General features: G+C 74.1%; 18 protein-coding genes. 2 read left to right on the top strand and 16 right to left on the bottom strand.

Annotation, left to right across the window (positions count from 1 at the left end; all coding sequences use genetic code 11):
• Positions 1 to 5: 5 nt before the first annotated feature.
• From AC07AW_RS29340 to AC07AW_RS29385, 10 genes are all read right to left on the bottom strand, one after another.
• Positions 6 to 2,606 (bottom strand): VWA domain-containing protein, encoded by a 2,601-nt coding sequence (locus tag AC07AW_RS29340; RefSeq protein ID WP_478818467.1) that lies wholly within the window; start codon positions 2,604 to 2,606, stop codon positions 6 to 8.
• Complete coding sequence (locus AC07AW_RS29345) at positions 2,603 to 3,145, bottom strand: Pycsar system effector family protein (protein ID WP_478818468.1); 543 nt, start codon at positions 3,143 to 3,145, stop codon at positions 2,603 to 2,605. Before AC07AW_RS29345 ends, AC07AW_RS29340 begins: the two co-directional genes overlap by 4 nt.
• Complete coding sequence (locus AC07AW_RS29350; protein WP_478818469.1) at positions 3,142 to 4,827, bottom strand: hypothetical protein; 1,686 nt, start codon at positions 4,825 to 4,827, stop codon at positions 3,142 to 3,144. Before AC07AW_RS29350 ends, AC07AW_RS29345 begins: the two co-directional genes overlap by 4 nt.
• Positions 4,824 to 7,274, bottom strand: coding sequence for a hypothetical protein (locus AC07AW_RS29355; RefSeq protein ID WP_478818470.1), 2,451 nt, complete (start codon positions 7,272 to 7,274; stop codon positions 4,824 to 4,826). The genes AC07AW_RS29350 and AC07AW_RS29355 overlap by 4 nt, the downstream gene beginning before the upstream one ends.
• Positions 7,271 to 8,092: a nucleotidyl cyclase domain-containing protein gene (locus AC07AW_RS29360; protein ID WP_478818471.1), complete on the bottom strand. Its 822-nt coding sequence runs from the start codon at positions 8,090 to 8,092 to the stop codon at positions 7,271 to 7,273. The genes AC07AW_RS29355 and AC07AW_RS29360 overlap by 4 nt, the downstream gene beginning before the upstream one ends.
• Before the next feature lie 79 nt (positions 8,093 to 8,171).
• A complete protein-coding gene (locus AC07AW_RS29365) occupies positions 8,172 to 8,897 on the bottom strand; it encodes a Crp/Fnr family transcriptional regulator (protein ID WP_399698973.1) in 726 nt (241 codons plus the stop codon).
• A 361-nt stretch (positions 8,898 to 9,258) separates the two neighbouring features.
• Entirely contained in the window at positions 9,259 to 11,796 is a 2,538-nt protein-coding gene (locus AC07AW_RS29370) for a polynucleotide kinase-phosphatase (protein ID WP_478818472.1), read from the bottom strand.
• A complete protein-coding gene (locus tag AC07AW_RS29375) occupies positions 11,793 to 13,256 on the bottom strand; it encodes a 3' terminal RNA ribose 2'-O-methyltransferase Hen1 (protein WP_478818473.1) in 1,464 nt (487 codons plus the stop codon). Before AC07AW_RS29375 ends, AC07AW_RS29370 begins: the two co-directional genes overlap by 4 nt.
• A 227-nt stretch (positions 13,257 to 13,483) precedes the next feature.
• On the bottom strand, positions 13,484 to 14,407 hold the full coding sequence (gene mmuM / locus AC07AW_RS29380; protein ID WP_478818474.1) for a homocysteine S-methyltransferase: 924 nt from the start codon (positions 14,405 to 14,407) through the stop codon (positions 13,484 to 13,486).
• Positions 14,408 to 14,420: 13 nt separating this feature from the next.
• Complete coding sequence (locus tag AC07AW_RS29385) at positions 14,421 to 15,344, bottom strand: LLM class F420-dependent oxidoreductase (protein ID WP_478818475.1); 924 nt, start codon at positions 15,342 to 15,344, stop codon at positions 14,421 to 14,423.
• Between the two features lie 245 nt (positions 15,345 to 15,589).
• Between AC07AW_RS29385 and AC07AW_RS29390 the strand changes: the two genes are divergently transcribed.
• Positions 15,590 to 15,865 carry a hypothetical protein gene (locus tag AC07AW_RS29390; RefSeq protein WP_478818476.1) on the top strand — a complete coding sequence of 92 codons (276 nt, stop codon included), beginning with the start codon at positions 15,590 to 15,592 and terminating at the stop codon, positions 15,863 to 15,865.
• 190 nt (positions 15,866 to 16,055) lie between these two features.
• Here AC07AW_RS29390 and AC07AW_RS29395 read toward each other — a convergent pair whose 3' ends face one another.
• From AC07AW_RS29395 to AC07AW_RS29420, 6 genes are all read right to left on the bottom strand, one after another.
• Positions 16,056 to 16,544, bottom strand: coding sequence for a DUF6099 family protein (locus tag AC07AW_RS29395; protein ID WP_478818477.1), 489 nt, complete (start codon positions 16,542 to 16,544; stop codon positions 16,056 to 16,058).
• A 126-nt stretch (positions 16,545 to 16,670) separates the two neighbouring features.
• Complete coding sequence (locus AC07AW_RS29400; RefSeq protein ID WP_478818619.1) at positions 16,671 to 17,066, bottom strand: nucleotide pyrophosphohydrolase; 396 nt, start codon at positions 17,064 to 17,066, stop codon at positions 16,671 to 16,673.
• A gap of 14 nt (positions 17,067 to 17,080) precedes the next feature.
• Entirely contained in the window at positions 17,081 to 18,289 is a 1,209-nt protein-coding gene (locus AC07AW_RS29405) for an AAA family ATPase (RefSeq protein WP_478818478.1), read from the bottom strand.
• Positions 18,290 to 18,695: 406 nt separating this feature from the next.
• On the bottom strand, positions 18,696 to 19,127 hold the full coding sequence (locus AC07AW_RS29410) for a cell division protein SepF (RefSeq protein ID WP_392157365.1): 432 nt from the start codon (positions 19,125 to 19,127) through the stop codon (positions 18,696 to 18,698).
• An 85-nt stretch (positions 19,128 to 19,212) separates the two neighbouring features.
• A complete protein-coding gene (locus AC07AW_RS29415; RefSeq protein ID WP_478818479.1) occupies positions 19,213 to 19,710 on the bottom strand; it encodes a PaaI family thioesterase in 498 nt (165 codons plus the stop codon).
• Complete coding sequence (locus tag AC07AW_RS29420; RefSeq protein WP_478818480.1) at positions 19,707 to 20,945, bottom strand: aminotransferase-like domain-containing protein; 1,239 nt, start codon at positions 20,943 to 20,945, stop codon at positions 19,707 to 19,709. The genes AC07AW_RS29415 and AC07AW_RS29420 overlap by 4 nt, the downstream gene beginning before the upstream one ends.
• Positions 20,946 to 21,418: 473 nt before the next feature.
• On the opposite strand from AC07AW_RS29420, the gene AC07AW_RS29425 reads away from it, so the two are divergent.
• Complete coding sequence (locus AC07AW_RS29425; RefSeq protein ID WP_177181612.1) at positions 21,419 to 22,138, top strand: Phenylacetic acid catabolic protein; 720 nt, start codon at positions 21,419 to 21,421, stop codon at positions 22,136 to 22,138.
• Positions 22,139 to 22,167: the final 29 nt, after the last annotated feature.

Consider the following 22,167-nt stretch of genomic DNA (forward strand, 5'->3'; position numbering starts at 1 on the left):
CCCGTTCAGAAGTTCACGTCGTAGGTGTCGGACCCGCCGGACCCGCCCGCCCCGGAGGGGGAACCGGTGCCGGATCCCGTACCGGGGCCGCTGCCGGTGCCGGGGTCCGTGCCCGGGCCGGGGCCGGGGCCGGTGCCGCCGCCGCATCCGGTGCCGGGGTCGGGCCGCCGTCGGGGGGTACGGATCCTCCGCGGGGTGGGCACGCGCCCGTCCCGCACGATGAGTTCGTGCTCGCCCAGACCGATCGGCTCGCCTGGCCTGACCGGCACCTGCCCGGCGCCCCGGGGGCGCAGCAGCAGTTCGCCGGAGCCGTTGCGGCGCAGTACGTGGGCGGTGGAGGCGGCGGAGCCGCGGACCGCGCGGAGCATCGGCGAGCCTCCGTACGGCTCGTCGACGGTGAACGCGAAGGTTCCGTTCTGGCTCTGCCCCTTGCGGATGATCAGTTCGAACAGGGACCGGTCGTCGTCGAGCAGTTCGAGCCTGACCCCGGTGAGGTCGCGGCGGCGGCGCCGGGCGAGGAGCCGGATGCCGGTGAGGACGGCGACGACGAGGACGAGGACGGCGCCGCCGGTCACGGCCTTCCACCAGCGGTCCCACCAGGTGGGCGGCGCCACCACGAGGACGTCCAGGAAGGCGGTGTCGAGGACGGTGTCGCCGTCGCCGGTGTCCACGACCGCGATCCGGCCGCCGAGTTCGCCGAGGGCCGTGCCGGGGGCGAGGGTCACCGTGAAGGGGACGTGGGTGCTGCGGCCGTCGAGCGCGGTGACCTGCGTCGGGGCGACGGTCAGCTCGGTGCCCGGCGTCTGGTCCTGGATGGCGAGCCGCAGGGTGTGGGGCGCGGAGTCGTTGTTGGTGACGTCGAGGGTGCCGCGGACGGTGCCTCCCGGGTGCACGGTGACGCGGTCGACGACGAGCCCCGCCGTCAGCACCGGCGCGTCCGGGCCGCGCCGGGCGTGCACCGGGCGCCGGTCGGAGGTGATGCCGGGCGCCGCCATGCGCGTGACGAGCTCCAGGTCGCCGGTGGCCCCGGCGGGCAGGGTGAAGGTGCCGGTGAACCGGACGTCCCCGGCCTTCGCGTCGGGCGCCCGCCCGTCGTCGGCGAGCGTGAAGGTGAAGGGCGCGAAACCCGCGCCGGCGACCTCGGCCGAGGCCGTGAGACCGGCCAGCTGCCGCGGATCGGTGATGACGACCCCGCGCCGGGTCTGCATCCGCACCTGCACGGTGACCTTCTCCCCCGCGCGCGGGGACGCCGGGTCGAGGGTGACGTCGGAGCGGAGGCGGCCCTGCCAGATGGCCCGGACGGCGACCTCCCGGTCGCGGTGGCCCTCCGGCGCCTCGATGTGCACGCGCCAGGCGCCGGGCAGCGGGTCCTTCACGCGCAGCGCCTCGACCGGCCCGTCCTGGCCGCTCACCTCGAAGGTCGAGCCGTCGAACTCGCCCCGTACGGGCACCTTGCGGCCCGCCGGGTCGTAGTAGGTGACCCGCACCTTCGGGTCGTGCTTGGCGACCGTGAGGGAGCCGTCGGTGGCGATCGGCGGGATGGTCACGGTCAGGTCGGCGGGCGGCTTCCCGACGGTGCCCTGGGCGATCCGGGCGCAGCGGGCGGCGGCGAAGGTCTCCTGGAGCGCCTTGTCGATCTCGGCGGAGGTGCCGACGACCCGCATGCGGGGGACGGAGCCGGGGACGTCGGAGCAGGCGCCCCGGTAGCCGCCCTCGGCCATCGCGGTGAGCGCGGAGCGGTCGATCTCGCTGCCGAAGCCGAGCGGCCAGATCTGGACGCCTGCGGCGCGGGCGCGGGCGAGTTCCTCGGTGAGCCGCCGCGCGCCGTTGGACTGGCGGGTGTCGCGGTCGGTGCCGTACTCGGGGCTGTCGGCGACGTCCAGCTTGCCGTCGGTGAGCAGGAAGACGACCTTGGGCACGGCCGGGGTCTTCGCCCCGCTCCCGGCGGCCCGGGATTCCGTGAGGCGGGTGACGGCCTGCCGGATCGCGGCCGGGAAGTCGGTGCCGGGTCCCATGCGGGCGGCGTCGCGGCGGCCCAGCTCCTGGACGCACTTGCTGAGGTGATCGCGGCCCGCGGCGTCGGCGACGGTGAGCGTGCAGACGTCGCGCACGGGCGACTGGCCGGGCTTCTCGGAGCTGCCGAAGCCGATGACGGCGGCCCGGGACCGCTCCGATATCTCGCCCTGGCTGAGCAGCGCGGCGGCCTCGGTCTCACGCGCCAGGTCCTTGTCGGCGAGGCTCGCCGACTGGTCGACGACGACGGCGAAGTCGAGCGGGTCGGGGCCCTCAGCGGGGTCGGCGACTGTACGGGGCGTGCCGGCGGCCGCGTGGGCGGATCCGGCGAGCGTACGGGGCGTGCCGGGGGCCCCGGCGGCGGATCCGGCGAGCGTACGGGGCGTTCCTGCGGCCCCGGCGGCGGACTCGGCGAGCGTACGCGGTGTCCCGGCGGCCCCGGCTGCGGTGAGGGCTGTACGGGGCAGGTCGAGGGCCCCGGCGGCGGCCGCGCCCGAGGCGGTGGGCGCCCCGAGCGGGCCGGAGAGCGCGAGGAGCGCCCCGGCGAGGAGCAGGGAGCTCCCCTTGGTGTTCCACTGCATCTTCTCTCTCACCACAGTTCGCTGAAGAGGGCCAGGAGGGCGCCGAGCACGAGCGCGAGCACGCCCAGGCGCAGCCACCGGTACTTCGCCGCGAGCACGAGCCCGTGCACGCCGGCCTGTTCGAGGAGCCAGTCGGTGGCGTCCGTGCCGGACGCGCCGAGCCGCTCCCTGAGCGCGGGCGCGGACGGGCCGGCCGCCAGCTCGCGCAGGAGGGTGCGGTCCGCGCCGATCCTGGTGCGCGGCAGGACCACCGAGACGAGCATCAGGACCCCGGCCGTCCACAGCGCGCCCGCCGCGAGGAGGAACGCGAGTCCGGTGCCGGCCGTGGGCAGCGGGGCGCGGTCCCCGGAGAAGACGACGGCGAGGAAGGCGAGGGCGCCGGAGAGCAGGATCGCGGCCTTGGTGTCGGCCCGGCCGATGTCCTCCCGGACGGTGGCGAGGAGCCGCTCGGCCATGAACCGCAGTTCCGAGGGCGGTACGGGTAGGGGCGTGGGCGCCGGTGCCCGGTCGGGGACGGGTACAGGGACGGGGGCGGGGTCCGGGGTGCTCATTCGTCGTCCCAGTCGTCGAAATCGGAGCTGGGCCGGGTGGACCTGGTCGGCGGCCGGCGCGGCACGTCCCGGTCGTAGGGGTCGTCGCGGTCGTAGCGGTCGTTCCGCTCGTACGAGTCGGGCTCGTACCGGTCGCGGCCGTCGTCGAACCGGTCGTCGCGACGGGCTCGGGACCTCCCCCGCTCCCTCTCGGAGCCCGACTCGACGCGGGTCGGTTCGTAGACCCTGGGCTCGCGCGGGGCCTCGCCGTGCTCCTCGTCCCGGGGCCCGCGACGGGGGTCCCGGTGGTCCTCCTCCCGGGGCGCGCGACGGGGGTCCCGGTGGTCCTCGTCCCGGGGTCCGCGCCGGGGGTCCCGGTGGTCCTCGTCCCAGTCCGGCTCGCTCGGCTCCGGGGAGCCCTCCCCCAGGGCGCGGCGGCGCCGCGGGGCGTCGCCCGAGGGGTTGAGGACCCGGTCGGTGATACCGCCGAGGACGCCGCCGGTCTGGGACCGCAGGTACATGAGCACCTGGTACATCTGCTCGCCGATGTCGTGCCGTTCGAGCACGCCGGTGTCCAGGAGCCGGCTGAAGACGCGCAGGTAGTCCTCCTGGCCCTCGCGCCGTTCCTGCTGGAGCTGGGTGCGGATCTCCCACTGCTTGTCGGGGTGCATCGCCATGTGGTGGGCGATCTGGGCCAGGTCTCCGCGCCGGAAGAGGGCCTCCAGTTCGCGGGCGCGCTCGGCGACCAGGGCGCGGTCCGCCGCCTCCCTGCGCCGCTCGGCCTCGGCGACGCGCTCGTCGGCCTCCATGGTGACGCCGACGATGTCCCGGCGGGAGACCTCGGCCTTGACGGAGTCGTCGAGGTCGATGAAGACGAGGACCCGGGTCCGCAGCCCGATGTCCCGGCCGAAGCTGAGCCGGCCGGCGGCGAGTTCCTCGCGCACGGCCTCGTCGGCGCGGTGCGCCTCGGTGATCCGGAACCGCCGGGACAGCCTGCGCAGGCCGTCGAGCAGTTCGTCGTGGAGCAGCTCGGCGACGTCCTCGACCTGTTCCTGGACGACGAGGTGCGGGTCGGTCACCACCCACTGGACCTTGGCGACGGCGTCGAAGAAGACGCCGTCCCCGGCGGCCGGCAGCTGGAGCCGGAACTCGGTGACGTTGCGTCCGAGCCGCACCTCGAAGATCGTGTACGGGTAGCCGAACAGGGGCTTGTTGACGTCCTCGGTGCGGTCCGGCCAGACCACCCGGTGGCCGCCGTTGCGGTAGAGGAGGACGGCGGCGACCTTGCCGCTGCGGCGGCGGTACGGGGGCGCGTACTCGCCGATGAGGGGGCCGCGCGGCCGTCCGGAGGCGGCGGATCCGCCGGTGGCCGCCGCGTGCCGCCGCGCCGGGCCGCGCGACTGCTCCGCCTCCTCTTCCCGTACGCGGTCGAGGTCGAGGTCCGGGTCCTCGTCCCCGTCGCGGCCGCCGGAGTCCCGGCCGCCGTTCTGCCGCTCGTACGGCTGGCGCTCGTACCGCTCCTCGTACCGCTGCCGCTCCCGCCGGTCCCGTTCCTCGTACCGCTCCCGCCCGTCGCGTCCCTGGTACTGCTGCCGCTCCCGGCCGTCCCGTTCGTCGTACCGCTCGCGCTCGTCGCGGTCCTGCTCGTACCGGCGCGCCCGCTCGTCCGGCCGCGCGTTCCTGTTCTGCTCGGGCCCGGTCATCGGTTCGCTCCTTCCGTCACGGCGTCCCACATCCGGCGCGCCGCGCTTCTGTCCAGGGGCCGGTCACGGTCCCGGACCAGTTCGTTCAGCAGTCCCCTGAGCCGGTCCCGGTCGCGGCGGTCCACCGCGAGGCGCGGCAGGAACGCGCGGACGTGTCCGAGGGCCTCGGGGTCCTTCGCGGCGCGCCGGAGCATGCCGCCGAGGGCTTCGAGGGCCGCTTCTCCGGAACGGGCCGTGGCGAGCGTGTGCCGCAGCAGCCGCGCGAGTTCGGGCGCGAGGGCGGGCCGGGTCGCGAGCAGCGCGACGAGCAGGGGGCGGGCCGCGTGCTCGTCGAGTTCGGGCACCTCGCGCAGCCCCCACAGGTGGGTGGTCCGGGTGCTCAGCGCACGGATGACGGCGAGGTGGACCAGGTTGGCGAGGTTGAGCCGGCCGTCTTCGAGCCACTGGTGGAGCCGGTGCAGGACGGGCTCCGGCTCTCCGGTGGCGAGCAGCCGGGCGACGCTGAAGGAGGCGGGCACGAGGACGTCGACGTCGGTCGCCTCGCGGTTCCTGACGACCCGGGCGAGGGCGTCGAGCGAGCCGGGAACGCTGCCCGCGGCGAGGACGTAGCCGTGGGCGAGCAGTGCCGTACGCACGAGGGTGTCCTCGCCGGATCCGGCCCAGTCCTTGAGCACGGCGGCGACCGCGGGCCGGACGCGCGGGTCGCGGGCGGCCTCGGCGAGCGCGGTGGCGGCGGCCATCCGGGCCCTCGGCTCGTCCGTCACCGCCAGCGGCACCACGAGCTCGCGGAAGCCGTGAATCCAGTCCCAGGAGCAGAGCACCCCCGCGGCGACGGAGGCGCGGACCCACACCTCGGGGCGCGGGTCGTCGCACAGGACGCGCAGCCAGCGGGCGACCGGGCCGCGGACGTTGTGGTAGCCATGCCAGATCTCGCCGAGGACGGCGCCGGCGAGCGCCTCGCCCTGGAAGCGGACGGCCCGCACCGGCACCTTGGCGGGGCCGAGGTCCAGCTCCCCGTCCTCCAGGACGGCCCGGGCCTGGACGGGCCGGTGTTCGGCGTGGGTGCCGAACAGGCGCCGCCCGGGGGCGTGGTCGGGGTCGAGGGTGACGGCGAGTTCCCAGGCGAGGAGTTCGGCGGCCTCGGCGGCGAGGCTGTAGGCGGAGCCGTCGAAGACGGCGACGGCGACGCGGAACGCGCCGGCGTTCAGGACGGGCAGCGCCTCCGGGAGCGCGCCGGGGCGGTCGGCGCCGGCGAACCACTCGCGGGCCTGGGAGCGGACGAAACTGGCGCATTCGGCGAGGAGTTGCTCGTCCGTCATCTCGCCGCGCCAGTGCCGGGCGAGGTGGTCGGCGAGCCGGGCGGCCTCACGGGGCCGCAGCTCCTCCAGGCCGAGCGCCCGCACGACGTCCGGGCGCCCGGCACGCGCGCGTGCGGCGCCGAGGGCCCCGTCGGGCTCGGCGCGCAGCAGGTGCCAGAGGTGGCGCTGGAGGACCTCGTCGGCGGGCGGGGGCGCGCAGTACATCCCGTACCGGCCGCGCAGGAGCCGGTCGGCGAGCTCCCCGTTCTCGACGAGGACGACCCCGTACGCGTCGCGGCCGCGCAGCAGTTCGCCGAAGCGGTCGAGGTGCAGTTCGGAGAGGCGGGTGGCGGGGCGGCGGGCCGCGGCGCCGTGCTCGCCGCGGCCGGGGCGCGGCTCGCTCTCGGTGCGGACGTCCTCGGTGAGCAGCTCCAGGAGGTGGCCGCCGCTCTCCTGGAGGACGTCCTCGGTGATCTCGTCGACGCCGTGCCGGGGATCGAGGCGGAAGACCTTGCCGCCGGTGAGTTCGTCGAGGAGGGCGAGCGCGGTGGCCTTGCGGCCGCTCCCGGGTTCGCCGCAGAGGACGAGGACCCGGTGGTCGCGGAGCCGGTCCCGCATCCGGGCGTACCCGGCGGTCGCGCAGTACACCCGGCCGAGGTGGTCGAGTGTCTCGGGCGGGACGGGGCCCTGGACGAAGAGGGAGCGGTCGGAGCCGTACAGGGCGAAGATCTGGTTGCCCTCGAAGACGGTGCCGTCGCCGTGGATCGTGGTCAGACGGTCGGCCCCGGCGCCCGCCCAGGTGCGGACGGCCCGAAGCGCGGTGGCGGCGCCGCCGGTGTCGCTCTCGCCGCCGAGGGGCCCCCGGTCGGCGTTGTCGAAGACGCTCGGCTCGCGCGACTGCTCGCCGGCGGAGTCGCCGCGGTCCCGGTCGCGGTCCCGGTCGCCGCGCTCGCGGTCCCTGTCCCGGTCGCCGCGATCGCCGCCCCGGCCCCCACGGTCACCCCGATCACCGCGGTCACCCCGGTCACCGCCTCGGTCACCCCGGTCGCCGCCCCGATCGTGTGCGTCCCCCCGATCGCCCCGATCGTCGCGGTCGTGGCCGGAGTCGGAGGTGTCGTTCCCGGTGGCCGACTCGTCGTCGTCGCTCACTGAGATTCACCCGCCCCCGCGCCCGGGCCCTTCCGGATGCCGGTGAAGTCCCCGTGGATGGTGTTGCCGTGGACGTCGAGCAGGTCTCCCCCGACGTGGAACGTACGGTGCCCACTGCTGGTCGGAGGCGTTGGGCCGTCCCCCCGCGACGGCCCAACGCCGGTCCGTGAACCCCCCTCGGAAACGCCGGTCCGTGAACCCTCCTCGGACGCGGTCAACGGCGGGGCGGTGCTGCGCGGTACGTGGAACCACGCGGTCTCGTCGGTCTCCTTGGACCGGACGCGGGCCGGCCGGTAGTGGGCCGGTTCGACGTAGCGCCCGCCCTCGGCGACCACGTTCCCGTACAGCCAGTCGGAGACCACGACGAGGAGGTCGACCTCGGGGCTCTCCGTCATGATCCGTTTGGCGGGGGCGCTGTCGCAGAGCCGGGCGGCGAGGTCCACGGCCCGTCCGACGAGCCCGTGCGCGTCCTGGGAGACGAGCCCGGCGTTCATGCCGATCCGCAGCCGCAAGCGCCGGCTGCGGCCCGTGTTGTGGGCACGCAGGCTCTCGTAGAGGGTGTCGATCCACCGTCCGACCATGAGGGTCGGCGGCACGTCGGGGCGCAGGGCGGCGAGGATGCCGTCCCCCCGGTCCTCCTGGTGGAAGGTGCCGGGTTCGACGCCGACGGAGCCGTACGCCTCGTCGAAGGCGGCGTACATCGCGGCCCGGTGCAGCTCTTTCTCGGCCATGCCCAGGGTCCCGGAGCCCACGATGTCGCCGAACACGACGAACCGGTGGATCCCGCCCGCTACCCCGTTCACTTCCGCACTGCTCACTCTCGGACTCCCTGTGTGTGGTGCCGTGGTGGTGCGTGTGTTCAGACTGGCCGCCTTCCGCGACCGGCGATGTAGCCGTTTACACACCCGGCGGAGATTCGTCCGCCGGGTTTCCGCCGGGGCGTGCGCGCCCCTGCGCGAGCAGCACCAGGACCCGCATGTCGATGACGACGACGGTGCGGTTCGCGGTGCGGACGACGTCCTGCTCCCGGAGCAGGCGCAGGGCTTTGGCCACCGCCTCCCGGGTGGCTCCGATGGCCGCCGCCAGATCGTGCTGGGGCAGCGGGAGGTCGAGTACGGTGCCGCCGTCGGCCCGCCGTCCGGCGCGCTCGGCCAGCTCGACGAGGCGGGCGGCGAGGCGCTGGAGGACGGTCTCGGAGGCGAGCGCGCGGCGCTCGACGTCGGCGCTGCGCAGCCGGGTGGCGAGCTGGCGCATGATCAGCGCGGTGGCGTGGGGGCGGGCGGCGAGGAAGCGCCGGAACCGGTCGCCGGAGACCGCCACGGCCTCGACGGTGCCGAGGGCGGTGACGCTGGCGCTGCGCGGGCCGCGGTCGACGGCGGCGAGGTCGCCGACGACCTCGCCCGCGCCGCGCAGGGCGAGGATGAGGCGGGAGCCGCGCTCGGTGCCGACGGAGACGACGGACCAGCCGGAGAGCAGCGCGAGGACGTAGGCGCTGGTGTCGCGTTCGCGGATCATCACCTCCCCGGGTTCGTAGACGCGCCGGGCGCCTTCGGCGAGCAGCGACCGCCGGTCGGCCGCGGGGAGGGCGTGGAGGAAGGAGCGGTCCTGGCCGAAGAGACTCATCGCCGCTCACCCCCGTACCGTCCGCGGGCCCTCCGGGGAAGACCGTCCGCCGGTGGCCGACCGGCGCGTTCGCGTGTGTGTTCCCACCTCATGTGGCGTACAGCGCCACACAATTGACGCTGTGTCACGTCATGGGGTGAAGAACGCTAGAGGGTACGGAAGAAACGCGTCAACGAGCACGGGGGGCGCAGGGGAGCGCCGCTGACGCCACCCCTGCGCCCCCCGTGAGCGCGGCCCGGCAGGCTTCGCGAAGCCTTCGTGAAGCCTTCGCGAACACCGGCCGGGATCCACGCTTCGCCGCGCAGCGCCGGCCCGGGGTCCGGCAGGGGATCCGGGCCGGGCGTGCGGGCGCCCGGCGAGGTCAGAGCCTCGGGTCGACCGGTTCCGATTCCAGGGCCAGGACCGCGAAGACGGCCTCGTGGACTCGCCAGAGCGGTTCGCCCTCGGCAAGGCGGTCGAGGGCCTCCAGGCCGAGTGCGTACTCGCGCAGGGCGAGCGAACGCTTGTGGCCGAGGAAGCGCTGCCGCAGCCGCTCCAGGTTCTCCGGGCGGGTGTACTCGGGGCCGTAGATGATCCGCAGGTACTCCCGGCCGCGCACCTTCACGCCCGGCTGCCCGAGGCGTCCGTTCGCGTCCCGTACCAGCGCCGCCAGCGGCTTGACGACCATGCCCTCGCCGCCGGCACCCGTCAGCTCCAGCCACCAGTCGGTGCCCGCGCGGACCGAGGCCTCGTCGCCGGTGTCGACGACGAGTCGGCGGGTGACCTGGAGCAGCCCGGTCGGGTCGTGCTCGACGAGCCGGTCGAGCCACGCGAGCTGCTCGTCGTGCGGCACGGCCGCGAGCGAGCGCCCGCGCGCGGCGAGCAGCTGGAAGGGCGCGAACCGCACGCCTTCGAGCCCCTCGGTCGGCCAGCAGTAGCGGCGGTACGCCTCGGTGAACGCCGCCGCGTCCGTCGCCCGCTCCCGCTGCTTGGCGAGCAGCCCGTCGACCCCTTCGACCCCGCGGGCCACCGCCTGTTCCAGGGCGGCGACCGCGCCGGGGAAGACGGCACCGGACGCCGCGCCGACCGCCGCGTACTGCGCGCGCAGCAGCCCGGCCGACTTGAGCGACCACGGCATCAGCTCGCCGTCGAGCAGCAGGAAGTCCGTGTCGAGCTCGTCCCAGAGCCCGGCGGCGCCGATCGCGGTCCGCAGCCGGCCGAGCACCTCCTCGGTGACGGTCGAGTCGTCGAAGAACGGTCGTCCGGTACGGGTGTGCAGCGCGCCGGTCACCCCGCTGACGCCGAAGCGCTCGCGGGCCGCGTCCTCGTCCCGGCAGACCAGGGCCACCGCCCGGGATCCCATGTGCTTCTCCTCGCACACGACCCGCTCGACGCCGTCCGCCCGGTACTGGGCGAAGGCCTCGGCCGGGTGCTCCAGGTACCCCTCGATGCGCGAGGTGGCGGTCGGCGCCATCGTCGGCGGCAGGTAGGCGAGCAGCCGCGGGTCGACCGCGAACCGGCTCATGACCTCCAGGGCCGCCGCGGCGTTCTCCTCGCGCACGGCGACGTTCCCGAGGTGGCGGGTCTCCACCGTCCGCCGCCCGTGCACATCGGCCAGGTCCAGGGGGCGTCCCTGGTGCCCGCCGGGCGCCTCGGTGGCGAGCGGCCGCGCCGGCTCGTACCAGACGCGCTCGGCCGGTACGTCCACGAGCTCGCGCTCCGGCCAGCGCAGCGCGGTCATCCTGCCGCCGAAGACGGCCCCGGTGTCGAGGCAGAGGGTGTTGTTGATCCAGGAGGTGTTCGGCACGGGCGTGTGCCCGTAGACGACGGTGGCCCGCCCCCGGTACTCCTCCGCCCACGGGTAGCGCACCGGCAGCCCGAACTCGTCGGTCTCGCCCGTGGTGTCCCCGTACAGCGCGTGCGAACGCACCCGCCCGGAGGTCCGGCCGTGGTACTTCTCCGGCAGACCGGCGTGGCAGACGACGAGGTTCCCGCCGTCGAGCACGTAGTGGCTGACGAGCCCCTCGATGAACCGTCCGACCTCCGCCCGGAACTCCTCGCTCTCGTGCCCCAGCTGCTCGATGGTCTCGGCGAGACCGTGCGTCTCCTGCACCTTCCGGCCCTTGAGCCACCGGCCGAGCTTGTTCTCGTGGTTGCCGGGGACGCACAGGGCGTCGCCCGCGGCGACCATCGCCATGACCCGGCGCAGGACACCCGGCGAGTCGGGTCCCCGGTCGACGAGGTCGCCGACGAAGACGGCCGTCCGCCCCTCGGGGTGGTGTCCGTCGACGTAGCCGAGCTTGGCGAGCAGGGTCTCCAGCTCGGAGCGGCAGCCGTGGATGTCGCCGATGATGTCGAAGGGGCCGGTGAGGTGCCGCAGGTCGTTGAAGCGACGCTCCAGGACGACCTCGGCGGCCTCGACCTCCGCCACGGAACGCAGCACGTGCACCTTGCGGAAGCCCTCGCGCTCCAGCCCGCGCAGCGAGCGACGCAGCTCGCGCCGGTGGCGCTGGATGACGTGCGCGGGCATGTCCGCCCGGTCGGGCCGGGCGGCGTTCCGGGTGCGGCAGACCTCCTCGGGCAGGTCGAGGACGATCGCGATCGGCAGCACGTCGTGGGTCCTGGCCAGCTGGACGAGCTGACGCCGGGCCTCCTGCTGCACGTTGGTGGCGTCGACGACGGTCAGCCGGCCGGCCGCGAGGCGCTTGCCCGCGATGTAGTGGAGGACGTCGAAGGCGTCCCGGCTGGCGGACTGGTCGTTCTCGTCGTCGGCGACGAGCCCCCGGCAGAAGTCGGAGGAGACGATCTCGGTCGGCTTGAAGTGGCGCCGGGCGAAGGTGGACTTGCCGGAACCGGTGGCACCGACGAGCACCACGAGGGACAGGTCGGTGACGGGCAGGGTGCGGGTCTCGGTGGTCATCTCGGTCCCTCCTTCTCGGTGTCGGTACGGCTGAAGACGGCCATCTGGGTCGGCGGCCCGACCTCCGGGTCGTCCGGTCCCACGGGGGCGAACTCGACCCCGTACCCGTACTGCGCGGCCACGCCGGCCGCCCAGTCCCGGAACTCCTCCCGGTTCCATTCGAAGCGGTGGTCGCCGTGCCGGACGTGTCCGGCGGGGAGCGACTCCCAGCGCACGTTGTACTCGACGTTCGGCGTGGTCACGACGACCGTACGGGGCCGTGCCGAGCCGAACACCGCGAACTCCAGGGCCGGCAGCCTCGGCAGGTCCAGGTGCTCGATCACCTCGCTGAGCACGGCCGCGTCGTAGCCGGCCAGCCGCTTGTCGGTGTACGCGAGGGAGCCCTGCGTCAGCTTCACGCGGGCGGCCTGCCGCTCCCCCATCCTGTCCAGCCGCAGCCGGCGCGCGGCGATGCCCAGGGCCCGCTCGGACACGTCGACACCGACGATCTCGGTGACGTTCGGGTCCTTGAGCAGGGCCTGCACCAACTGCCCCTGCCCGCAGCCGAGGTCGAGCACCCGGCTCGCCCCCGCCGCCGTGAGGACGCCGAGGATCGCCTCGCGCCGCTGCTCGGCGAGCGGCACCGGACGCTCCTCCGTGTCGGCCGTCTCGTCGACGGCGTTGTCGACGTCCTCGACGTCCAGCCCCTCGGCCTCGGCGAGCCGCACCAGTTCGAGCCGCTCCGTCGCCGCGCGGGCCAGACCCCAGCGACGCGAGAGGTAGCGGGCGGTGATCAGCTTCCGCTCGGGGTGGCCGGCCAGCCAGCCGTCACCGGCGCGCAGCAGCTTGTCGACCTCGTCGGGCGCGACCCAGTAGTGCTTGGCGTCGTCGAGGACGGGCAGCAGGACGTACAGGTGGTTGAGGGCGTCCGCGAGCCGCAGCTCGCCCTCCAGGACCAGCCGCACGTAGCGCGAGTCGCCCCACTCCGGGAACTCCCCGTCGAGCGGCACCGGTTCGGCGTCCACCGTGTCCCAGCCCAGCGGCCCGAACAGCGCCCGCACCAGCTCCGCGCCGCCCCGGGCGGGGAGCGCGGGGACCTCGACGCGCAGCGGCAGCGGCGCGGCGGCCCGCTCGGGCATCGTCTTGCACTCCCCGTGCAGCGCGGTCTTGAAGACCTTCGCGAGCGCGACCGCGAGCAGCGAGGACGCCGCGTAGGGCCGGTCGTTCACGTACTGCGCGAGCGCCGAGTCCGGGGCGCCGCCCCGGCCCTTGCCCTTGCCGCGGCGCACCAGCGCCACGGGGTCCACCTCCAGGAGAAGTGCCGCGGTGCACCGCTCGGCGGTCGCCTCGGGGTAGAGGACGTGCGCCGTGCCGTGCGAGGTCGAGAACGCCTGCGCCCGCTCGGGATGCTTGTGCAGCAGAAAGCCGAGATCGGTCGCGGGTCGCTCCGGGTTGCCGGTTGTACTGATCGTCAGGAACACACCTTCGAGTATGGTGCGCCCCTCCCCACCCCACCAGGCATTTTCCGCCCCACCGAACCCCGGACCTCGGACCCCGGCCCCGACCGGCCCCGGGGGCCCAACCTCGGCCAGACCCAGGGGCGCAGCCGCAGCGGGACCCCGGATCGCGGGCCTCAGTCGGCCCCCGGGACCCGGCCCCGAGACCGGCCCCCGGGGCCCAGCCACAGCCGGACCCCGGATCGCGGGCCTCAGTCGGTGCCGTCACCGCCCCGTGCCGCCAGGGTCTCGGCGAGGGCCTCGATGGTGGACGGGCCGACGCGGCAGCAGCCGCCGATGAGTCGGGCTCCCGCTGCGGCCCATTCGAGGGCCCGCGTCGGGTCGAAGGCCATGTCCCCGCGCCAGCCCCGCGCCCGGGCGTCCCACTGCTCCCCGCTGTTCGGGTAGACCACAGCCGGCTTCCCGGTCACGGCCACGGCGAGCTCCACGGCGTCCCCCGCCTCGGCCGGGTCGCAGCAGTTCACCCCGACCGCCACGACCTGCTCGTTCCCCGCGGCGACCGCGAAGGCCTCCGCCAGGTCCTGCCCGGCCCGGGTCCGCCCGCCCTCGACGGTGTACGAGAGCCACACCGGCACCCCGCACCCCTCGACCGCCCGCAGCAGCGCCTCGGCCTCCTCCGCGTCCGGAACGGTCTCCAGGGCCAGGACGTCCGGCGCCGCCCCCGCGAGCACCTCGATCCGCGGCCGGTGGAACCTTTCCAGCGCCCCCACGGACAGCCCGTACCGTCCCCGGTACTCGCTGCCGTCCGCGAGCATCGCCCCGTACGGTCCGACGGACGCGGCGACCCACACCTCCCCCTTCACCGTCTCCGCCGCCGCCCGGGCCAGCTCCACGCTCCGTGCGAGCAGCCCCGCCGCCTCCTCCCGGCCCGCGCCCCGGCGGGCGAAGCCCTCGAACGTGGCCTGGTAACTGGAGGTGATCAGCACCCGCGCACCGGCCCGCACGTACGCCGCGTGGGCCGCCTCGATCTGCTCGGGCCCGTCGGCGAGGAGCCGTGCGGACCAGAGCGCGTCCGAGAGGTCGAAGCCCTGCGCCTCCAGCTGGTTGGACAGCCCGCCGTCGAGGGCGAGCACCCCCGCCCCGAGGGCTTCGGCGAACGTACGGACCGGTCTCATCGTGTCTCTCCGCTCATCCCAGCTGCGACTGGACCTGGGCGGAGATCAGCTCCAGATGATCCAGGTCGTCCAGGTCTAGGACCTGGAGGTAGGCCCGGGAGGAGCCGATCGCCGCGTACCGTCCGAGCTTGTCGACGACCTCGGCGGGCGAGCCCGCCAGCCCGTTCGCCTTGAGCTCCGCCACGTCCCGGCCGATGGCGGCGGCCCGGCGGGCCACCTCGGCGTCGTCCTTGCCGACACAGACCACCAGCGCGTTCGAGTACACCAGGTCTCCGGCCGGTCGCCCCGCCGCCTCGGCGGCGGCCCGGACCCGGCCGAACTGCCGCTCACTGTCCTCGACGGAGGCGAACGGGATGTTGAACTCGTCCGCGTACCGCGCGGCGAGGCGTGGCGTGCGGCTCGCGCCGTGCCCGCCGATCAGGACCGGGACCCTGGACTGGGCCGGCTTGGGCAGCGCGGGCGAATCGGTGAGCTGGTAGTACTCCCCGTCGTAGTCGAAGGTCTTCCCGACCTCGGTCTCCCAGAGCCCCGTGATGATCGCCAGCTGCTCCTCCAGGCGGCCGAACTTCTCCTTCGGGAAGGGGATGCCGTAGGCCTTGTGCTCCTCCTCGAACCAGCCCGCGCCCAGGCCCAGTTCGACCCGGCCGCCGGACATCCGGTCCACCTGGGCGACCTGGATGGCGAGGACTCCGGGGAGCCGGAAGGTGCCGGCCGTCATCAGCGTGCCGAGCCGGATCCTCTTCGTCTCCCGGGCCAGGCCCGCCAGGGTGATCCAGGCGTCCGTCGGCCCGGGCAGCCCGTCGGCGGACCCCATGCTGAGGTAGTGGTCGGAGCGGAAGAAGGCGTCGAATCCGAGCTCCTCGGTGGCCCGGGCCACCGTGAGGAGGGTGTCGTAGTCGGCTCCCTGCTGGGGTTCGGTGAAAATGCGAAGATCCATACCTCCATCCTGCACCGTCGGGTGCCTGTCAACCTGCTCGTCAGCTCTCCGTCCGCACCGGCTCGGTCGGGTGAATATCCGGCCCCCTGGCGGGCCGCGTCCGCCCTGGCCAGTGACCGGGGCCCGGCACCCGTCGTTGGCTCGGGCGGAGCCGGACCGCCCGGCCCGCGTGCCGGCGGCCGCTGCCGGTGCGTCTCTCTCACGGTCCCGTCCTCGGCGGCGGGACCCGGGCCGAGGAGGCCGCCATGTCCCAGGAAGCCGCACCGGAGCGGGCAGTGCCCGAACAGCCGGTGCCGCAGTCCGTGCCCCAGCAGAAGGACGCCGGCGCCCCCAAGGGCCTGCTCCAGCAGATGGAGGAGCTGATGGCGGCGCTCTCCGCCGACCTCTCGCAGCTGGACGCCGACCTCCAGTCCACGTCCGACCGTCACTCCCCGGAACCCGGGTCGCAGCGGGAGCCCGAGCCGCAGCGCTCCGGCGCCCAGTACCCCGCCGCCGAGCACCGCGACCCCGGCCGGCACTGACCCGGACACCGCGACCCCGGTCGGCACTGACCCGGACACCACGACCCCGAGCACCACGGCCCTGGGCGCCAGGGCCCCGGCCGACACCGAACCGAGCACCACGGCCCTGTACAGCACGGTCCCGAGCAGCACCGACCCGAGCACCAGGGCCCGCCCAGTACCGCCACGGCTCGCAACACCCCGCGCACCCCTACCACGACGGGCCCCGCCCCGGGCCCGCTCGGCCTCGGGCGGGGTCGGGCGGGCGGGCACGCTCCCCGTCCCGCACGGCGAGGCGCCGCAGCATCCCGCGCACCCGGTCGCTCGACTCGTCGGCGGCGTCGATGGCCTCGATGCACTGCCAGTAGAGCCCCTCCTCGTCGGTGGCGCAGGCCACTCCCACGAGCGCGATCCCCACCTCCCCGAGCAGCTCCCCGAGCGCGGTCAACGCCCCGCTCGGGTCGGCGACTTCGGTCAGCTGGGCCGCACGCGGCCCAGCCGCGCCCCAGGTCGGGTACTCCCCGATCTCACTCAGCCCCCGCGCCTCGCCACGCAGCTCCATCGGTCCACAGAGCGCGAGATGACTCCCTATCGCCTGGGCGAGCGCCTGGGCCTGCCAGGCCTCCGCCACGATGTCCTGCGCTGTCCCGCTCTCCGCCAGTGCGTGCCGGCCGAGCGCGATGAGTCGCTCCGCTTCCATCAACGCCGCCCCCGTTCGTACGACTTACTGCCCACTCAGTCCACTACCCAGCGTGAGGCCGCCTGAGCCCCGACACCAGAGGAATTCGGAAATCTGTGGACAGGAAGCCTGACGGGGAAAAGTCGATCACTCCGAAGAGTGACGATCCCCCTCCGCGGCTCCGCCCTCACCCCCTCCGTCCCGCCTCCGGACCGGAAATCGGACCTCGTTCCGGTCGATCTTGGCCGCGAGCGCCTCCAGCGGATCGACCCCGAGCACCTGACAGAACTGGAGGAGGTAGGCGAGCACGTCCGCCACCTCGTCGGCGACCCGGTGCGCCGACTCCGGGTCGTCCATCACCCGCTCCGCCTGCTCGGGCGTCAACCACTGGAAGATCTCCAGGAGTTCGGCCGCCTCCACGCTGAGGGCCGCCACCAGGTTCTTCGGCGTGTGGTAGGGCTGCCAGTCCCGCGCCGCCGCGAACTCGGCCAGCCTGCGCTGCAGCCCCGCCACGTCGTGGCCCACCGGGCCACCGCCCCTCATGTCCTTGTCGTCCGTCACCCGCTCAGGTCTACCACCGTCACCCCGGGCGTCCGGCGCGCCTCCTCCGCCGCCCGTTCGCCGACCGTGCCCGTCAGCCGGATGTGACCGTCGGCGGCGATGCCCGTCGCGAGCCGCAGCAGTTCCCCCACCTGCCGCCGGTCGAGACCCCGGTCCAGGCCGTCGGTGAGCAGCGTGAGGCTCTGCATGGCGTCCGGGACCTCGGCGATCCGGTCCATCTCCAGGACTCCGGGGCCGGTGAGCAGGGTCAGCGCAAGGGCCAGGTAGCGGAGTTCGCCGTCACCGAGGCGGCCGAGCGGGGTCGCGGGCCGGCCGCCGCGTTCGAGGACCGCGCGGACGGTCCCCTCCGGGAGCTCCTGCACGCCGACGCCGGTGACGGGTCCCGTGCAGCCCGCTCCGGCGACGGCCGCGAGGCGGTGGTGGCGGCGCGGGCAGGCCGTGTGGGTGCGGTGCAGGACCTCGGCCAGGTTGTCGCAGCCGCGCCGCAGCCGCCCCTCGCCGGGCGGCACCGGGGTCCGCATCCCTTCGGGCCGGGGATCGCAGGCGAAGGCCGAGTGCAGCCCGATGACCACCTGCTCGGCGGCGGCCAGGACCTCCCGCTGCCCCTGGGTCTTGCCCGCGACCCGCAGGGGCAGCAGCGCCGTGCCGAGCAGGTCGTCGGGGAACGGGGCCCGGGTGACGGGGGTGGCGCCCGCCGTGTGCCACTCGGCCTGTACGGCGCTCCGGCCGGGGTCGCGGAGCGCGGTGGCGAGCAGGGTGCGGCCCCGGCCGGTGAGCCGTTCGCCGACGATCCTGAGCCGTGGCTCGGCCTGCACGGCGAGGTCCAGGTGGACGGGGCCTTCGGGTCCGTCGACCGTGCAGCCGATCCGGAAGCCGCGCCTGCCCTGGGCGTCGGGCCGGGCGCGCTCGGGGACGCAGTCGGCGGCGTCGGGGAACACCTCGTCGAGCGTGTCGCCCGCGCCGAGCCTGGCCAGAGCCTCGTACGCCCGGAGGGTGGTGGACTTGCCGCTGCCGCTGGGCCCGGTGAAGAGGGTGACCGGTCCGAGTGCGTGCACGGCGGACCGGTGGCCGGCGAACGCGGACAGCCGCAGCTCGGTGACGGCGGGCCGGGCGGCACGCGGCCCGCCGCCCCGCCCCTCCGCCGCGACCGGACGCCGCGCCTCGGGGACGGAGGCACGGGGTCCGGACGTACGCGGTCCGGACACGCGCGGCCCTGCGGCGCCGGACCCGGAACCAAGCGCCCCGGAAGCAGGGGCGACGGACGAAGACCCGGCAAACGAGGACCCGGCGGGCGAAACACCCGCAGGCGAAGCGCCGGCAGGCGGATCACCGACCGGCAACGAGCCGACGGACGAAGAGCCGACGGAGGAAGAGCCAACGGAGGAAGAGCCGACCGAGGCAGTACCGGCAGAGGCAGTACTGGCAGAGGCGCTACTGGCGCAGTCAGTACCGGCCGAGCCGGCACTGGCGGCTGAAGAACGAACTGAGGAAGGAACGACGTCGGAGGAGGAGGTGTCTGACGTGCGGGCGAGCGTGGAGCCGCCGGTGAGGTCCATGCCCGGACCGTACGCAGATCATTCCCTGACGAACCGTTACGGCGAGATGACCTTCCTACGATCGGGGGACGCCGGCGGTCCGGCCGCCCACGACACCGTCCTCGTCCTCGCCCTCCGCTCCCTCGACCTCCGTGCCGGCCGGGGCCAGCAGGAAGACGTTCCGGTCGACGCGGTGCATCCCGCTGCCGAGGCCGAAGACGACGCCGCTGCTGAAGTCGAGGATCCGCTTGGCGACCTCGGTGTCGGCGCTCGTCAGATCGAGGAGCACCGGGATCTGGGCGATGAGGTACTCGGCGACCTCGCGGGCGTCGGCGAAGACCTGCACGCGGAGCACGACCATACGGCGCTGCTCGGCGGATTCGTACTGCTCGGGGATCGTGCGGTGGTCGACCCTGGACGGCCATTCGTCACGGCCGCGCAGGGGCACGACCTGGGCGAGGCCCTCCCACTGCTCGTCGGTGACGTCGTACCTCTCGTACCTACTCATGGGCCCATCCTCCCGCTCCTCACCCGTTCGGCCCAACAACGACACGAGGTGATGACCCGGGTGGCGGACGGCGGGCGGCCCGGCGTCAGCCGGTACGCCGGCCCGCGTCCGCCGGGGGGACGGAGTACGTCACGGTGGCGGAGGCCGCCAGATCGCCTGCCTCGTCCGTGAGTTCGGCGAGGACCACGCAGAGGCGGCGGCCGAACTTGGCCATGCGCGCGTGGGTGCGGAGCAGCCCGGGCCGGGGGCGGTTGAGGTAGCTGATCTGGAGCGAGGTGGTGAGCGCCATCGGAGTGGGGCGGCCGAGCCGGGCGTTGATCAGGAGGAAGGCGGCGAGATCGACGAGACCGGCCTGTTCGGGGCCGGAGATCGTGCCGCCGGGCCGGGTGCGGAGCCGGGCCCCGTCCGCCTCCATGAGCAGGTGCGTCCCGCTCGCGTCGGTGACCCGGCAGGCCGCGTAGTCCGGGAACTGCCGCTGGACGAGGGCGTTGAGCTCGTCCGGCGACAGCGTGCCCGGAGCCTCGAAGGAGGCAGCCGGGGCCGGAACGCGCACCTGCCCCGTCGGAGCCCCGGCGTCCCTCATCGGACGAAGCTCTTCGCCAGCCGGCGGAGCCCTTCCCCGATCTCGTCGGCCGAGTGCGTCGTGAACGACAGCCGCATCGCGCCCGGGTCCGGTTCGCCGCAGAAGAACGGCGCCCCCGGCACGTACGCCACCTCGTGGCCGACGGCGGTCTTCAGGAGGGCCGTCGCGTCGTGGCCGGCGGGGAGGGTCACCCAGATGAACATGCCACCCTCCGGCCTGTTCCAGCGGCTGCCCTCGGGCAGCGCGGTCGGCAGGCCTTCGAGCATCGCGTCGCGGCGCTCCCGGTAGGCGGCGCGCATCACCGCGACGTGCGCGTCGAGGTCGCTGTCGCGCAGATAGCGTGCGGCGGCGGCCTGGTCGATGGTCGAGGTGTGCAGGTCGGCGGCCTGCTTGGCGATCACACAGGCGCGGCGCAGCCCGGCGGGAGCGCGCAGGAAGCCGAGCCGGAGGCCGGGGGCCATCACCTTGGAGAAGGAGCCGAGGAGGACGGTGCGGTCGGCCGCCACCGGGTCGGCCGCGATGGCGGGGACGCGCTCGCCGTCGTAGCGCAGCTCGCCGTACGGGTCGTCCTCGACGATCCAGAACCCGTGCCGTGCGGCGGCCTCGGCGACCGCGTGGCGGCGCTCGGCGGGGAGCGTGCGGCCCGTGGGGTTCTGGAAGGTGGGGACGATGTAGAGGAGGGTGGCCTGCTCGCGGGCCGCGATCTCCTCCAGGGCGTCCGGGAGGATGCCCTGGTCGTCGGTGGGCACCGGGACGACGCGGGCGCCGGCGAAGCCGAAGGTCTGCAGGGCGGCGAGGTAGCAGGGGTCCTCGACGAGGACCACGCTGCCCGGTTCGACGAGCGCGGTGGTGAGGAGCGTGAGGGCCTGCTGCGAGCCGGTGGTGACGAGCAGGTCGTCGGCGTCCGTGGGCAGTTCGCGCGCGGTGAGCCGGGCGGCGATGGCGGTGCGCAGCTCCGGGTCGCCCTCGGTCGTCGAGTACTGGAGGGCCGCCTGCGGGTTCTCCGTGAGCACCCGGTCGTACGCCGCGTGGATCCCGGCGATGTCGAACAGCTCGGGGGCGGGCAGGCCTCCGGCGAACGAGATCACCTCGGGCCGTGCCGTCAGCGCCAGGATCTCCCGTACCGGCGACGAGCCGACGTTGGCCAGCCGGGAGGCGGTGGCCGGCGCGGGCACGGAGGGGGCGGCAGACGTGGAGGGGGTGGCGTTCGCGGGCGCGGAGGCGGCAGAAAGCATGGCGCCAGCATATAGAGATTCAAGACGGTGTCCAGGTCGTTCGATTCCCGCCGGGCGTGGCCGAGTTGACACTCTTCGAGGCCGTTGCAAGGTGAATTCCAGGCCTGATTCGGGTGCGATCCGGCCACTCTGCGGGCCGTGGAAAATCGGCCGCGGGCGACTAATTCGGAGGATTGCCCTCCCCCGCCCTTCTCGCTGGTCGATACCGGGGAGGAAGGCCGGGGTGATCTTTCTCGGCCTTGTCCGACGCGCCGCGAGCGGTTCTTGATCCGGTTCTCCGCACGCCGTGAACGACTCGGGGAAATCGGCCATTCCGGTCCTCGGTCTCATTGATGCAGCGGCTGCCCCGTGGATAGCGTTCGACCGTTCCACCACCGCGATGTCCGCGGTCTCCAGCGCGATGTCCGCGGTCTCCGCCGCGATGGCGGCGGTCTTTCGGGTCGAAGTCGAACGAGCGAGGCGAGTGGATCACCATGGCATCTTCCGTTCCCGTCGACGAGGCAGTCGTCGTCCGCACCCCCGAGGAATTCCTCGCCATGCCCGAGGACTACCGCGAGATCGCCGTCCGGGGAATGATCGTCAACACCGAGGGTGAACTGTCCGGCGCCGACGACTACATCCAGGTGTTCCTGCCGCTCGCGCCGAACGCGGAGGAACGGCAGGTGTGCGCGGAGCGCGCCGTCGAGGAGTACGACCACTACAAGATCGGCAAAAGGATCCTGGCCGACATCGGTGTGGACACCGGATACATGGAACAGCAGCGGCTCGCCGACCGTGATCTCTTCGCCGGCCACGAGTTCCACACCTGCACGACCTGGGCCGAGCGCGGAATCTTCTCGTACATCGGCGAGGAGACCGCGATGGTGATGATCTCGGAATTCGCGCAGAGCAGTTACAAGCCGTGGGCCGAGGCGGTGCGCACGATCATTCTCGACGAGAAGGTGCACATCGCGCACGGCGCGCGTGTCTGCCGGAATCTCGCCCGCACCGAGGAGGGCCGTGAGGAACTCCAGCAGGGTCTGGACCGATTGTGGCCGGGATTCAACCGGATCTTCGGGAGCGCGCGTTCGGAGAGGTCGAAGCTCGCGGTCCGCTTCGGGCTCCGGCAGACCACCAACGGGGAGGCGCGCGACATCTGGCGGGCGAAGGTCACCCCGCGGATCGAGAACCTCGGCCTGAAGGTCCCCGAGTAACCGGCACATCGAACAACCCGTACGCCGAG

Source organism: Streptomyces sp. NPDC044003, from assembly GCF_056435185.1.